The sequence below is a fragment of the Streptococcus sp. HMSC10E12 genome, assembly GCF_001807855.1.
Taxonomy (GTDB): Bacteria; Bacillota; Bacilli; order Lactobacillales; family Streptococcaceae; genus Streptococcus; species Streptococcus salivarius.
This window is the reverse complement of sequence record NZ_KV791087.1, coordinates 260,181-274,550: the sequence shown is the minus strand read 5'-3', so window position 1 is coordinate 274,550 and position 14,370 is coordinate 260,181. Positions and strand designations below refer to the sequence as shown.

16 protein-coding genes are annotated in these 14,370 nt (G+C 38.5%); 1 reads left to right on the top strand and 15 read right to left on the bottom strand.

The features are described from left to right. Positions 1-9: 9 nt before the first annotated feature. The 10 genes from dprA to HMPREF3112_RS04425 all read right to left on the bottom strand — a co-directional run bounded on the left by dprA (position 10) and on the right by HMPREF3112_RS04425 (position 8,241). Entirely contained in the window at positions 10-849 is an 840-nt protein-coding gene (gene dprA / locus HMPREF3112_RS04470; protein WP_048790506.1) for a DNA-processing protein DprA, read from the bottom strand. Between the two features lie 66 nt (positions 850-915). Then, positions 916-1,836, bottom strand: a complete 921-nt coding sequence (locus tag HMPREF3112_RS04465; protein ID WP_070438349.1) for an ROK family protein — start codon at positions 1,834-1,836, stop codon at positions 916-918. A 6-nt stretch (positions 1,837-1,842) separates the two neighbouring features. Further along, on the bottom strand, positions 1,843-2,613 hold the full coding sequence (locus HMPREF3112_RS04460) for a ribonuclease HII (protein WP_048790508.1): 771 nt from the start codon (positions 2,611-2,613) through the stop codon (positions 1,843-1,845). Then, a complete protein-coding gene (ylqF, locus tag HMPREF3112_RS04455; RefSeq protein WP_014634567.1) occupies positions 2,600-3,454 on the bottom strand; it encodes a ribosome biogenesis GTPase YlqF in 855 nt (284 codons plus the stop codon). The genes HMPREF3112_RS04460 and ylqF overlap by 14 nt, the downstream gene beginning before the upstream one ends. 133 nt (positions 3,455-3,587) lie before the next feature. After that, entirely contained in the window at positions 3,588-4,277 is a 690-nt protein-coding gene (locus tag HMPREF3112_RS04450; RefSeq protein WP_070438347.1) for an XRE family transcriptional regulator, read from the bottom strand. A 94-nt stretch (positions 4,278-4,371) separates the two neighbouring features. After that, the gene (locus HMPREF3112_RS04445; RefSeq protein ID WP_048675628.1) at positions 4,372-4,887 is read right to left on the bottom strand and encodes a transcription repressor NadR; all 516 of its coding nucleotides are present in this window, start codon (positions 4,885-4,887) and stop codon (positions 4,372-4,374) included. Positions 4,888-4,909: 22 nt separating this feature from the next. Beyond that, positions 4,910-5,437: an ECF transporter S component gene (locus tag HMPREF3112_RS04440; protein ID WP_002883896.1), complete on the bottom strand. Its 528-nt coding sequence runs from the start codon at positions 5,435-5,437 to the stop codon at positions 4,910-4,912. A gap of 112 nt (positions 5,438-5,549) precedes the next feature. Further along, the gene (gene ffh, locus HMPREF3112_RS04435; protein ID WP_021144071.1) at positions 5,550-7,112 is read right to left on the bottom strand and encodes a signal recognition particle protein; all 1,563 of its coding nucleotides are present in this window, start codon (positions 7,110-7,112) and stop codon (positions 5,550-5,552) included. A 32-nt stretch (positions 7,113-7,144) separates the two neighbouring features. Continuing rightward, positions 7,145-7,477, bottom strand: a complete 333-nt coding sequence (locus HMPREF3112_RS04430; protein ID WP_002883908.1) for a putative DNA-binding protein — start codon at positions 7,475-7,477, stop codon at positions 7,145-7,147. 65 nt (positions 7,478-7,542) lie between these two features. Further along, entirely contained in the window at positions 7,543-8,241 is a 699-nt protein-coding gene (locus HMPREF3112_RS04425) for a GntR family transcriptional regulator (RefSeq protein ID WP_070438346.1), read from the bottom strand. 168 nt (positions 8,242-8,409) lie between these two features. Between HMPREF3112_RS04425 and guaA the strand changes: the two genes are divergently transcribed. Then, positions 8,410-9,972, top strand: a complete 1,563-nt coding sequence (gene guaA, locus HMPREF3112_RS04420; RefSeq protein WP_070438341.1) for a glutamine-hydrolyzing GMP synthase — start codon at positions 8,410-8,412, stop codon at positions 9,970-9,972. A gap of 286 nt (positions 9,973-10,258) precedes the next feature. On the opposite strand, the gene HMPREF3112_RS04415 is transcribed toward guaA, so the two are convergent. The 5 genes from HMPREF3112_RS04415 to HMPREF3112_RS04395 form a co-directional block, all read right to left on the bottom strand. Beyond that, positions 10,259-10,843, bottom strand: coding sequence for a GNAT family N-acetyltransferase (locus tag HMPREF3112_RS04415; RefSeq protein ID WP_048675622.1), 585 nt, complete (start codon positions 10,841-10,843; stop codon positions 10,259-10,261). A gap of 282 nt (positions 10,844-11,125) precedes the next feature. Beyond that, the gene (adhP, locus tag HMPREF3112_RS04410) at positions 11,126-12,145 is read right to left on the bottom strand and encodes an alcohol dehydrogenase AdhP (RefSeq protein ID WP_048675618.1); all 1,020 of its coding nucleotides are present in this window, start codon (positions 12,143-12,145) and stop codon (positions 11,126-11,128) included. Positions 12,146-12,306: 161 nt separating this feature from the next. Next, a complete protein-coding gene (locus tag HMPREF3112_RS04405) occupies positions 12,307-12,588 on the bottom strand; it encodes a DUF5960 family protein (protein WP_037600001.1) in 282 nt (93 codons plus the stop codon). Beyond that, complete coding sequence (locus HMPREF3112_RS04400; protein ID WP_048675615.1) at positions 12,566-12,943, bottom strand: hypothetical protein; 378 nt, start codon at positions 12,941-12,943, stop codon at positions 12,566-12,568. Before HMPREF3112_RS04400 ends, HMPREF3112_RS04405 begins: the two co-directional genes overlap by 23 nt. Then, positions 12,940-14,355 (bottom strand): Y-family DNA polymerase, encoded by a 1,416-nt coding sequence (locus HMPREF3112_RS04395; RefSeq protein ID WP_048675612.1) that lies wholly within the window; start codon positions 14,353-14,355, stop codon positions 12,940-12,942. Before HMPREF3112_RS04395 ends, HMPREF3112_RS04400 begins: the two co-directional genes overlap by 4 nt. Positions 14,356-14,370 lie beyond the last annotated feature (15 nt).

The following is a 14,370-nucleotide window of genomic DNA, read 5'->3' as shown; positions in this document are numbered from 1 at the left end:
CTTTGATTTTCAAGAAAACTCTGAAAGGATGTCAAACCCTGTCGTAATGCACTTTGCGCCCTCCTGAATTAGGTGATGGCATCCATCTGACTTGCCATCTAAAATATTTCCTGGAATAGCAAAAACATCTCTACCTTCTTCCATGGCACGCTCACAAGTAATCAGACTTCCTGAGCGAAGCTTAGCTTCTACAACCATAACTCCTTGACACAATCCAGAAATAATCCGATTGCGTTCAGGAAAGTGGTACTTGAGAGGCTGTTCACCTGGTCCATATTCTGTAAGAACTAAATGATTTTTTGCCATATAGTCCTGCAAAGCTTTATTTTCTTTAGGATAATAAACATCAAGTCCTGTCCCGATAACTGCAATAGTGTTGCCTTTATTTTTCAAGGCTTCCATATGCGCACAAGTATCAATCCCACGCGCCAATCCACTAACAATAGTAAAGTGATTCCCAAGTTCACTAACAATTTTTCGAACGGACTGTTTGCCTGTTTCAGAACACTTTCTTGCCCCAACAACAGCTAATTTTGGCTTACTCAAGAGATCAAGATTTCCTTGATAAAATAAGAGAACAGGGGGATTATAGGTATGCTTTAGCTCAATGGGATACTCCTTATCAAAAATTGAGAGTGTAGGAAAACGTTTAAACTGCTCTCTCAGTTGCTTGACATCCAAATTCTTGTATTTCTCCATAAAGAGAACAGCATTTTTAGACTTAGAGACAACTGCCATATCACGCAGACTTAATTTTCTATCTTGAGTTTCTTGATAGTCTAAAATATTTAAGATATTCAAATTCGTCAACCCAGCAGATTTCAGTTTAAAAAGTTCAAAGTGGTTCATGTAAATACCTCCACTTCTTTATTCGTAAGAAAAAAGAAAAAAGCTCCATAATGGAACTTTCCTTGATTATAAAACATTTTCAGAGGCAAAATAAGACGCCGCGCCTAGTAGGTTACTATCGTTATGGAAATAACAGGCTTGAATAGTTATGGGCTCAAATCCTAATCCAGGCTTATCCTTAAATAACTCCTCATAGGCATCACTTATTCCTTCTATTAAAGTACCTTGCCTACTGATACCACCACCGATAACAACTTTCTCCAACCTAAAGAAGCTCTGCAAATTTAGCACAAGAACAGCAATTTCATGACAATAGTCTTTAAATAAAAGATTTAGATCCTCCGATTGATTTCCCTCTATAGCTGAGAATACGGCTGGACCATCGTCTTGATCTAACCCAAGTAATTGACTGGCTTCATGAACAAAGCCTACTGCAGACCCCTTATTATCGACAAGACTTACTAAGCAATGCATAAACAATTCCCACTGGAAAGGTAGAGAGGTTTGACTCATTCTTTGGGGACTTGGAGCTCGCAGATATTGGGTGACTGACAGAGGTGATAGCAAGTCCTTCTGTGAGACAAGTCCTAAACCAACACCCGTACCTAAAACCAAGGCAGCCCCACAATCTAAGTCTTGTAGACTTCCATATCTGGCTTCAGCCAAAGCTGCTGCGTCAGCATCATTAATAACCTTTACAGGCAGTTGAAATGTTTTAGTCAATCGTGATCCAAGAGGAATAGCCGTTAAATATGGGATAAGACCTCCCTTGAAAATGAAGCCACGTTTACTATTTATTTCTCCTGGGCACGCAATGGCAATCCCAGAAATGATATCCTTGTGAGACGAGACAATATGCTCTAAAGTCAACCAAAAGTCGTCTAACGTTGGTGGTGTTGGAACTTTAGATTGATTGCTAAACCTAAAATCATCATCAACTAACCCAAACTTGATAAAGGTTCCTCCAATATCAATAGCTAAAATCACACCACTTCACCTACTTTTTATTATTGACTTTATGGGTTCAAAGCTTCTTCTATGAATTGGAGTAACACCAAAGTTATCTATGCCAGTCAAATGATCCTTAGTACCATAGCCTGCATTTTTGGCAAATGCGTAACCAGGAAACTCCTGATCATAGTCAGCCATCATCTTATCACGGGTTACCTTTGCTACGATAGAAGCTGCCGCAATTGATAAAGAATTAGCATCCCCTTTTATAATTGATGTTTGTCCTATTGGTAGGTCTAAAGTCATGGCATCAATTAACAAATGTTCAGGTTTGGGACTAAGTTTTTCAATAGCTTCAGTCATAGCAAGCTTGGTTGCTTCATAAATATTGACATCGTCAATCACATGATTGTCCTTTATACCAATCCCGACGGCTACCGCTTCCTTCATGACCTGCTTATAAATAGCTTCATGTTTTGATTTTGGTATTTTTTTACTATCATTAAGACCTTTTATTTTGCAAAGCTTCGGTAAAATCACCGCTGCAGCTACCACTGGCCCAGCCAAAGGGCCACGTCCAACTTCATCAACACCTGCAATGAGTTCAACTCCCTGAGCATAAAGCGATTTTTCATAACTGAGCATCACCTCTAAGCGTTCTTCCTCAGCAATCTCAGCTTGTATAGCTTTACGGCGTTGCTTAATGGCAGTTTGTATACCAGCTCGACTATCTTCCTCAAAACTTGCCCATCGGTGATCGTCAAGGTCTGTCAAAGTGGCCAATTGCTCTTTGACTTCTTTAATTGTCGCCATCAGTATCGACCCCAACAATATCAAGTGTGTAACGTCCTAGTTTTCCATCACGAACTTCTTTGACAAATAGATTATAGAAACGGTCATAATCTTCACGGAAGCCAAGTTTTCGAGTCATTTCCATAATGATTTCTGGTGCCTCTTCTTCAAGGTCAATCCCTTTAAAGCGTTCCTCTAAACGTTCAGGATAGTAAGTTTTAAAATAGTTAAGTCCAAAAATTGTAACCTCATCCATTGGCAATAGCTGGTCCTTGATGGCACCTGTCAAAGCAAGTTTCAAACCGACCAATTCATCTTCAAACTTAGGCCACAAAATCCCCGGAGTATCCAGAATTTCCAAGTCCTTATTAGACTTCAACCACTGTTGACCTTTTGTCACACCAGGTTTATTTCCTACAACGGCAATTTTTTTACCAGCCAAACGATTCATCAAGGTAGATTTCCCAGCATTTGGAATCCCAATAATCATGGTTCGCAAGGTCTCTTTCTGGATACCGCGTTCACGTAGTCGTTGAATCTTGTCAGCCATAAGACTCTTAGCAGCGTCTGTCACCAATTTAACTGTAGATTGTTCCTTGGAGTTGATGGCCAAGGTTTTAATTCCTTGACTCTCAAAATAGCTACGCCACTCTTTTGTACGATTACTATCAGCAAGGTCAGCCTTATTGAGAATTAAAAGCTTTGGTTTATCGCCAACAATTTTAGTCAGCATGGGATTTTGACTTGACAGTGGCAAACGTGCATCCACTAAAATCGTTACAAAATCAACATGCTTAAGATTTTCCTGAACTTGTCGACGGGCTTTGGACATGTGACCAGGGAACCATTGAATAGTAGCCATGTTTATCTCTCCTCTTTATTTTCTTAGTAAAATATGATTTAAACTCTTTAAAAAAAGCCAAAGACTTGGCTTTACTTTACTTTACTTATATTATATCAGATTTAGTTTAAGATGCCCAATCGATAAAAGTTGACTAAGCCTCAACAGGCATAAAGTTACCAACAATTTTACCAATAATTCGAGGATCTTCGTCATAGGGTGCGAACTTATCACCATAACGTTTATTGAGAGAAACTAAACGTAGCCCATCTTCCTCTCGATGAACTTTTTTAATATAGGTTTGCCCATCCCAGTCTACAGCATAAACAGCTCCATCATAATCAAAACCTGTTTGTTTGATTAGCACTACTTCACCATTTAGGTAGGTAGGTTCCATAGAGTCTCCAAAAACCCATGACGCAAAATCATGATCCAATTCTTCATCATAGAAAACTTCATCATAATTGCCATCACCAAAGTAAGTGTAACCAGTTCCGGCTGATAAACGCTCGAAAACTTTGTATGAGTAAAGGGGAATAACAGGTGCTTTCTGCTTTTCTGCTTCTTGCTCTTCTAGGAGAGCCTTAGTGAGTCGCAAAGCTTCTTGACGATTTTCCTCATTTAATTCCAAGTAGACTTCTACAATCTCATGTTCAGACAAGAAATAGGTCTCAGCCACGCCAAAAAGTTCAGCCAATACCGATAGATTCTTTTGATTTGGTTTCGTCTTACCATTTTCCCAATTAAAATAAGAGGAGCGTGAAATTCCTAGATGCTTAGCTACTGATGCTTGGCTCATTCCTTGTGCTTCTCGAATTTCCTTAAGTTTTTGTCCTGAAAACATGGCTACCTCCGTAAGTTAATAAACTAACATAAGTTTATCAAAAAAAGCAGCTGTTTTCAAGTGAAACTAACTACTTTTACATTTCTCTTCTATATCATTCTTTAACTAAAAAACCTAAATGATTAAGTGCCTCTTCAATGTAATCTATATCTTGCTCACTATCTGCTTCGACAAGATGGTAATGAACTCCGTTTGTTAAATCAGATAAGGGGCGAAAGTCATTTGACGAGGCTTGGTCTAAAAAATGCCTAACATCTCGACGACAAGTCAATTTCAACAAAGTCTGAATTTCTCCATAAACTGGATGATCTATCATAATATTTTGAATACGACCTCCATTATCAACAATAGCCAAAAGCTCATCTTCCATATCGGACACTTTATGATTCACCTTAAACAGTCGACGTACATAAGAATTGTCATCGCTACTTTTATAGATATATCCTCTATTAGTTGAAATAATCTGGGCACCATCTGCACGCAAGAGTGCAATATCTTGAACAATGATTTGACGTGTCACACCAAAATGCTCCGCCAAACTCTGTCCATTCATTGCCTCTTTAGCTCCCTTTAAGAGTGCCAATAATTCTTGTTTTCGATTTGAAGCCATAGACCAACCATACCTCTTTCAATTAGCGTATTTTTCGAATACTTTTGAAAATCGTTAATGCTATAACATAGTCTATCATACTATGGACAATAGTGCCAAAACCAACTAAAACAAAGAGAACATAGAACAGTTTTTGGAAATCCTCTCCTGTTACGGAATAAAAAATCACGCAAGCAAGAACTTCACCTATAGCATGGATAAGCCCTAAAACAAAATTGAAAAGTAATGATGATTTATGGTTTTCTATCGTTTGTGGAAATTTTTTCAAATAGAGTGCGCCTAAAAAGCCAAATATAATATGAGAAAAGGCTCTAAAAACAACCACAATCGGATAGCCAGCCATAAAGTATCCCAAACTAGAAGCTAAGATAACAAAAGCAGTTACCCAGGGGGATATAAACATAGCTAGAAATATTGGAACATGACTACCCAAAGTATACGAAGCCGGTGGGATGATTAGTTTAATTGGCATGATACTTGGGATAAGGATAGCAATTGCAGTTAATAAAGCTGCAAAGGTCATTTCTTGAATTCTCTTTTTCGGTTTCATAATTTACTCCTTTTTACTGTATATACATTAGTATATTACAGTGTATAGTTATATAAGTCAATATTTTTCAGAAAAAAACACTAGAGCAATATGCCCTAGCGTTTTAAGTCTCTTATTTACGTTTTTTCTTAGCTTTTTTCATCTTATTAGCTTGACGCTTCATCGCATGTTTCATGGCAAATGAACCAACCTTACCTTTAAGGCCACCACCAAGCATTTGGCTAAGATCCATATTTCCAAGATCCGGCATACCAGCGCCACCCATCATGCCTTCGAGAGCAGACATATCCATATTACCCATATCAGGCATATTTGGCATGTTTTTTGGCAAATTATTTGGGTTAAGACCCATTTGACGCATCATTTGCTCCATATCACCAGACATAACACCTTGCATCATTTGTTTGGCTTGGTTGAAGTCTTTAATAAACTTGTTTACTTCGATGAAGGTATTCCCTGAACCATTGGCAATACGGCGACGACGACTTGGTGTCAAAAGATCTGGATTTTCACGTTCTTCAGGAGTCATAGATGATACGATGGCACGTTTGCGTGCAATTTGCTTTTCATCTACTTTAACATTAGCCAAGGCTGGATTGTTAGCCATACCTGGCAACATCTTAAGCAAATCTTCCATTGGACCCATATTTTGTACCTGGTCTAATTGGTCAATGAAGTCATTGAAGTCAAAGGTGTTTTCACGCATCTTTTCAGCCAACTCAAGAGATTTTTTCTCATCGTACTCTTGAGAAGCTTTTTCGATAAGGGTAAGAAGGTCACCCATACCCAAAATACGACTTGACATACGGTCTGGGTGGAAAGTCTCGATATCCGTAATTTTCTCACCAGTACCCGTAAATTTGATTGGCTTGCCGGTAATCTCACGAATAGAGAGAGCCGCACCACCACGTGTGTCCCCATCAATTTTAGTAAGAACAACACCAGTGATATCTAGCTGTTCGTTGAACTCCTTGGCAACGTTAGCAGCTTCCTGACCAATCATGCTATCCACAACCAAGAGAATTTCGTTTGGATGAGCAAAGTCCTTGATATCATGCAACTCTTGCATGAGAGTCTCGTCAATCTGCAAACGACCAGCCGTATCAATCAAGACATAGTCATTCTTATTGGCACGCGCTTGTTCCAAACCATTTTTGACAATCTCAACTGCTGGTGTCTCTGTTCCCATATCAAAAACAGGAACATTGATTTGTTGCCCCAAAGTTTTCAATTGATCAATGGCTGCTGGACGATAGATGTCCGCCGCAATCATCATTGGACGGGCTTCTTGTTCCTTGATCAACTTATTAGCCAATTTACCAGCAAAGGTTGTCTTACCAGCCCCTTGGAGACCAACCATCATAATGATTGTTGGAATCTTTGGGGATTTCTCAATTTCAGATGTTTCAGACCCAAGAATATCTGTCAATTCTTCATTAACGATCTTGATGATTTGTTGCGAAGCATCAAGAGTATCAATGATTTCGTGACCTACAGCACGTTCACGAACACGTTTAATGAATGTCTTAACAACTGGTAGGGCTACGTCTGCTTCAAGAAGTGCCAGACGAATCTCTTTAGTGACTTCTTGAACTTCTTTCTCTGAAAGTTTTCCTTTACGTCTTAAATTTTTGAAAACGCCTTGCAAGCGTTCCGTTAAGCTTTCAAAAGCCATATATCATTTCCTCTCTTAATTTCTGCTTGAATCTAATCTCTATTATCAATGCTGCTAAGCACAGCAATTTGTTCCTGAAGATAGCTATCGTCTGGATATTTTTCCATAATATCATCAAAAATTTGGCTACGAACAATGTAATCTGAATACATATGTAGTTTCATCTCGTAAGCTTCTAAAATCTTCTCAGTACGCTTGATGTTATCATATACAGCCTGACGACTCACACCAAATTCCTCGGCAATTTCTGCCAAACTATAATCATCTGCATAATATAGCTCAATATAGTTCATCTGCTTATCTGTTAACAAGGCTGCATAGAACTCAAAAAGGGCATTCATGCGATTGGTTTTTTCAATTTCCATAAGCTCCATTTTACCATAAAATCATGGTGTTAGCACCATTCTTGTGCAGAAAAAAGCCGTGACTGTTAATTGTTCTCCAAATAAAATTCAAAACGGTCGCCAACATAGTAACTTCGTACATATTCGAAAGCCTGCCCGTCTTGGAGGAAGGAAATTTGTGTCAGACTCAAGAGAGCATCGCCAGTTTTAACCTTGAGGTGCTTGGCTAAACTACTATTGGCCAAACTTGCTGATATGGTCTGCTGACTTTTCCCTATTTCATAGCCATTATCAGTTAAGGTCTTGAAGAAGTGTTCGGTAATTTCTGATTCCTTAAAACCTCGGATAATTTTCTCAGGGATACTGGCAATCTCATAGGCAACTGGAATGTCATCGGCAAAACGAACACGTTCCATACGAATGACATAGGACTGCGGTAAAACACCTAAATTCTTGATTTCAAATTCATTGGGATGTACACGTTTATAAGAAATGAGCTCACTAGATGGTTTCTTGCCTTGGGATTTAACAATCTCTGTGAAACTCGTGGTTCCACGCATCTTTTCCTTAACTCGACTGCTAGCCACAAAGGTTCCACTGCCTGGTTTGCGTTCTAAAATCCCCTCATCCACTAAAAGTGTTATCGCCTGGCGCACAGTCATCCGACTCACATCAAAAGTCTCGCAAAGATCTCGCTCGCTAGGGAGACGTTGCCCGATTTTCCAAGTACCATCATCAACATCTTCCTTAATCTTATCATGTATGCGAATATACGCTGGTAACATCTAATACCCCCTTCTGTACCCCTATTTTACAAAAAAAGTAACAGAATTGTAAAGAAGAGTATGATACTTACAGTTTCTCGTATAAATCTAGGTGCTAAGTCCATAAATTTGTGATACAATGATTGCATAAGAAAGAGTCCATGTGTGACGTAAAAAGAAAGGGTAATAATGACTGACATTTCTACTTTGAATGATGTGCAGAAAATCATTGTTCTAGACTATGGTAGCCAATACAATCAGCTGATTGCACGTCGTATTCGTGAATTTGGCGTTTTCTCTGAATTGAAAAGCCATAAAATTACCGCTGATGAAGTCCGTGCCATCGATCCTATCGGTATCGTACTATCAGGTGGTCCTAACTCTGTTTATGCCGAAGATGCCTTTGGTATTGACGAAGAAATTTTTGAACTTGGTATTCCAATTCTTGGTATCTGTTACGGAATGCAACTGTTGACCCACAAACTTGGTGGTAAAGTTGTTCCTGCTGGTGAAGCTGGTAACCGTGAGTATGGCCAATCAACACTTCGCCTTCGTGCCCAATCAGAACTCTTTGCAGGAACTCCTGAAGAACAAGTCGTTCTTATGAGCCACGGTGATGCTGTTACAGAAATTCCAGAAGGTTTCCATCTTGTTGGTGACTCAGTAGATTGCCCATTCGCTGCAATGGAAAATACTGAGAAAAACTTCTACGGTATCCAATTCCACCCAGAAGTTCGTCACTCTGTATATGGTAACGATATCTTGAAAAACTTTGCTTTTGGTATCTGTGGTGCCAAAGGTGACTGGTCAATGGCTAACTTCGTAGATATGCAAATTGCACAAATCCGTGAAGCAGTTGGTGACCGTAAAGTCCTTCTTGGACTCTCAGGTGGGGTCGACTCATCTGTTGTTGGTGTCCTTTTGCAAAAAGCAATCGGAGATCAATTGACATGTATCTTTGTTGACCACGGTCTTCTCCGTAAAGGTGAAGGTGACCAAGTTATGGAGATGCTCGGAGGTAAATTTGGCCTTAACATTATCCGTGTTGATGCTTCTAAACGCTTCCTAGACCTCTTGGCTGGTGTTGATGATCCTGAGAAAAAACGTAAAATCATCGGTAACGAGTTTGTTTACGTCTTTGATGACGAAGCAAGCAAACTTAAAGGTGTAGACTTCCTAGCTCAAGGAACACTCTACACTGATATTATTGAATCAGGTACTGAGACAGCCCAAACAATCAAATCTCACCACAATGTTGGTGGTCTTCCAGAAGACATGCAGTTTGAATTGATTGAACCACTTAATACCCTCTTTAAAGATGAAGTTCGTGCCCTTGGTACTGAGATGGGAATGCCTGATGAAGTTGTCTGGCGTCAACCTTTCCCAGGACCAGGACTTGCCATCCGTGTTATGGGTGAAATCACTGAAGAGAAACTTGAAACTGTTCGTGAGTCTGATGCTATCCTTCGTGAAGAAATTGCAAAAGCCGGTCTTGATCGTGATGTATGGCAATACTTCACTGTTAACACAGGCGTTCGTTCTGTCGGTGTTATGGGTGATGGCCGTACTTATGACTACACTATCGCTATCCGTGCTATTACTTCAATTGACGGTATGACAGCTGACTTTGCGAAACTTCCATGGGAAGTTCTTCAAAAGATTTCTGTTCGAATCGTTAACGAAGTTGACCACGTTAACCGTATCGTCTACGATATTACAAGTAAACCACCTGCAACTGTAGAGTGGGAATAAAATATAAACCTAATTTAAAGTGACTTGATTGATTTAACAGCATTTTGAATTGTTTTAAAACGCTAAAATCTAATTAATTATATTTGGTTCCCCACCAAATACCCCACCAGAATTTCTTTCTGGTGGGGATTTTTTATATCTTATTTAAAAAATAAACCAATAAGCAATGATATGGGGTCAGAAAAATTTTTCCTTTTCTGATGTTCAGTACTAACTCTTACAACATACTTAGACAATGGGGAAAATCAAAACACTCAGATTGTTATTTATTTGTAAAAATTTCACTTTAACCATTTGCTATATTGCTTTCATTGACATTTAGCCCATAAATTTCAAAATCATGATAGGATCCATTATAGAACTCGAATTGGGAAATTTTGCTTTCCTTTTTAAAACCTAAACTGATTGGTATAAACTTACTTTTAACATTATCAACATCTATATAAATCAAAATCTTATCAATTTTAAATTTGGATGGAATGATTTTTATTAATTCTTTTAATCCCTGCTTTACAAAACCTTGATTTTCATATTTTTCTGATATCCAATATCCAATTTCGGCTTGATGTTTTTGTAAATCAATATTATGTATATCTATCATCCCTACTGGTTTCTGATTGACGCAAATTGTTAACATAAATAACTCATTACGCTCCATTTTTTCACGTGCATACTTTATAAACGCTCTTTCATTTTCAATACTTTTCATATCTTCCACCCAAGGAAGCCACATAGCAAGACGTTCTCGTTCAGTAGAAACAATCTCATATAACCCTTCACTATGGCTATCGGATATATATAAAAGTTGGCATCGTTTCCCATGTGATTTAAACTCTATGAATAGTTCCGAGTCCAAGTTGGTAGAATCCATTTCATACTCCTTGTTATAAATGATAATATTCTTTAACTCTTTATTTACGAAATCATTATATAACTTTTTTACTACTTTTCATATGAATAAAATTTTGTCTATCTTTTTAAGGTCAGAGCCTATTACAACAACAAACGAATTAAGGTAAAACTAAAGGACCTAGTCCTATATAGCAGAAAACTAAATCCTTCACTTAAATTATTTGTGTAACTTTCTGGTATCAGTGCAAGTCTACACCACTCGACTCTTCACATAGTCAGGATAGCATAGATAGATGTTTGCTTACTTAGTGAAATCCAATACTTTACGTCCTTGAATTTCACCTTTTTCCATTTGATCAAAGACTTCCACCGCTGTATCAACAGGAACGGTTTCAACAACTGGTACTACCAAGCCTTGTGCACCAAAGTCGAAGGCTTCTTCTAAGTCTTTACGTGTACCTACAAGAGATCCAACAACACGGATACCATCTAGAACTGTTTTGACAATTGAGAGCTCCATATATTCAGATGGGAGACCAACCGCAACGACTGTTCCACCAGCACGTACACTATCGATAGCCTGATTGAAAGCAACCTTAGAAACAGCTGTTACAACAGCACTGTGTGTACCGCCAGTTTTTTCTTGGATATAGCCTGCTACATCTTCAACTTCTTTACCGTTCACCACTAAATCAGCACCAGATTCTTTAGCCAAATCAAGTTTATCTTGGTTGATATCAACAGCCACTACTCGTGCATTGAAAACTTTCTTAGCATATTGAATAGCCAAGTTACCTAGTCCTCCAGCGCCATAAATAGCTACCCATTGACCAGGTTCAACTTTAGCTTCTTTAATAGCTTTATATGTTGTAACTCCCGCACAGGTAATAGATGAAGCTTGAGCAGGATTAAGTCCTTCTGGAACTTTCACAGCATAGTCGGCGGTAACCAAAGCATAGTCACTCATACCACCATCAACACTATAACCAGCATTTTTTACAGAACGACAGAGTGTTTCACGACCAGTTGTACAGTATTCACAATAACCACATCCTTCGAAGAACCAAGCGATTGATACACGGTCACCTTTTTTAAGTGTTTCAACCCCTTCGCCAACTTCTTCGACAATACCAATACCTTCGTGGCCCAGTATACGACCTGGTACTTGACCAAAGTCTCCATGAGATACGTGAAGGTCAGTATGACAAACGCCACAGTACTCAACTTTAACCAAAGCTTGGCCATGACCTACTACTGCTGGTTTTTCATGATCAACAACTTCAACACCTGTGCTTGCTTGATTAACAACAACTGCTCTCATCTTAATTACCTCCATATGATAACTTTTAACACCTTCATTATAGCACTTACAGAGGTAATATCAACGCTTACATAAAGTTTTTCTTAGCTTGCGAAAACTTTCTTGAAAAGTCTCTATACAAATTCGATAAGTACTATTTTTTCTGCTGATATAGCTATATTTCAATCATTCCCAAGATATCTATACTGTCTCACAAGTGTCTTGGAATCCGGTAGGCTGACTTCAAAATGGAAATAATGATTGCGTCCATCTCTGGCATTCTCTTTATTTAATAAAAAATAATTCTTTTGACTGATGGCCATCTCCCTCATAATATCATCCGTCAAAAAGGTTAAGGGAATATCCATGGCAGAATAGCGATAAAAGTCCTCTTCAAATTTTAAATAGCTAGCAGAAAAATAATCAATTTGAAGTTTATCATCATAAATTTTTCTCTTCCTCATCTATGTTTTCAACCCCCAAACTAATTTCTAATATATCCTTTGTTAGAATACATTTATGTCGCTTGCAAGATTTTATAGTAACTTGATTAAAATCCAAGTCAACCACATAGCCACTACATCTACAGCACCTACCTTGATCCTTTATCTGGAAATTTCCCAATAATTGACCTGAATAAAGCTGGTTTAATAAAGTAAACTTCTCTAAATCATCCAAATGACTCGTAAGATTTTCTTTAGTCTTATCTTCATGTAGGGAACTTGTGTGTTCCGACAAGAAAAAGCCCATCCACTTCATCATTCCCCTATCTTTATGTTCCCTAGCTGATTGAAAGGGAAGGTAACTACGGTCTATCATTTTAAGCCATCTAATCCCCCAGCCGAGTGTCCACCAATAAGCTTACTTCGAGCAAGACTCCTAGATGCCCCCTGTAAAGAAGTCGCTTTTTGAATGGTCGTAAAGCCAAATTCCTGACGAATACTATCTATAGCTGACTGAAGCCTTTCTTCTTTATCAATGTCATCTGGATTATCAAATAAAGAAAGAATTTGAAACCCTTCATCTACAAAATTTGCATAAGAGACACTCACACTTCGAACAGCCCCTCCTTGATATTTCTTCCTAAAGAGTGCAATGACATGTCCTATTAATATCCTTGTGTTATTAGCAGGTTCAATCTTCATCTGTGCTTGTAGCGAACGCTTGCCCTCTAACTTTGAAAATCCAATGCTAATGGTAACTTGACAAGCTTTCTTATGAGCTCGTCTTAACCTAATGGCTACCTGCTCCGCCATCTCTCTTAGAATCAATTCAATATCAGCTTGACGCTCATAGTCTCGTGGTAAGATTTGAGAATTTCCTAAGCCATGTGACTTTGGTTTATAAGGTTTATGAACATTACTCTCATCAATACCGTTAGCATGAAAAAAGAGGTCTAAACCTACAATACCTAACTCCTTTTTAAGAGTATCAGGATTGCTATTAGCAAGTTCTCGAATGGAGCAAATTCCCAACTTGTTTAGCCGCTTCTCCATCCGCTTACCAATCCCCCAGAAATCAGTCATATGGGGAATATTCCAAACCTTAGTCTCGACATCTTCATAGGACCAGTTGGCTCTCATAGTAGCCGTATGTTTAGCCTCATTATCAAGAGCTAACTTAGCCAATAGGGGATTGCTGTTAGACATCCCAACTGTCGAGTAAATACCTGTCTCCCTCCAAATATCTCTTTGAATACGCCCTGAAATCATATCTAACTTATCTTTTCTTGTAACTGTTCTATCGGGAATAAAGTAATTCAGTGACGACGTGAGATCAATGAAACCCTCATCAATGGAATAAGGAAGAATGTCTTCAACACTGGCATAATTCTGGAAAATGTGTTGAATTTGGATATTCTTTTTTATATAGAGGTCCATTCTAGGAGGAACGATAAAGGTAACCTTGGCCCAAGATTCGATGTAATTTACAAAATCTCTATCCGTTGGAAGTCCCTGCTTTTTGGCATTATAATAATGAAACTTACGAGAATGAATGTCAAAAGGTAAGTCATAAGAACGACTAACATTTGACTTGCCAAAAACCTGCTTAAATATGGGGGAGGAGGCTAATATCAAACCATTAGCATTTTCAGCCCTGCTCATCACACATAGAGAAGTCTTAAGAGGGTGCAGCCCACGTTCAACACACTCTACACTCGCATAGAAAGATTTCATATCTACAAAAGCAATATCACTTTGCGGTTCTCTTGAATAATCAAAATATCCCATGCTCACCCTTTCGTT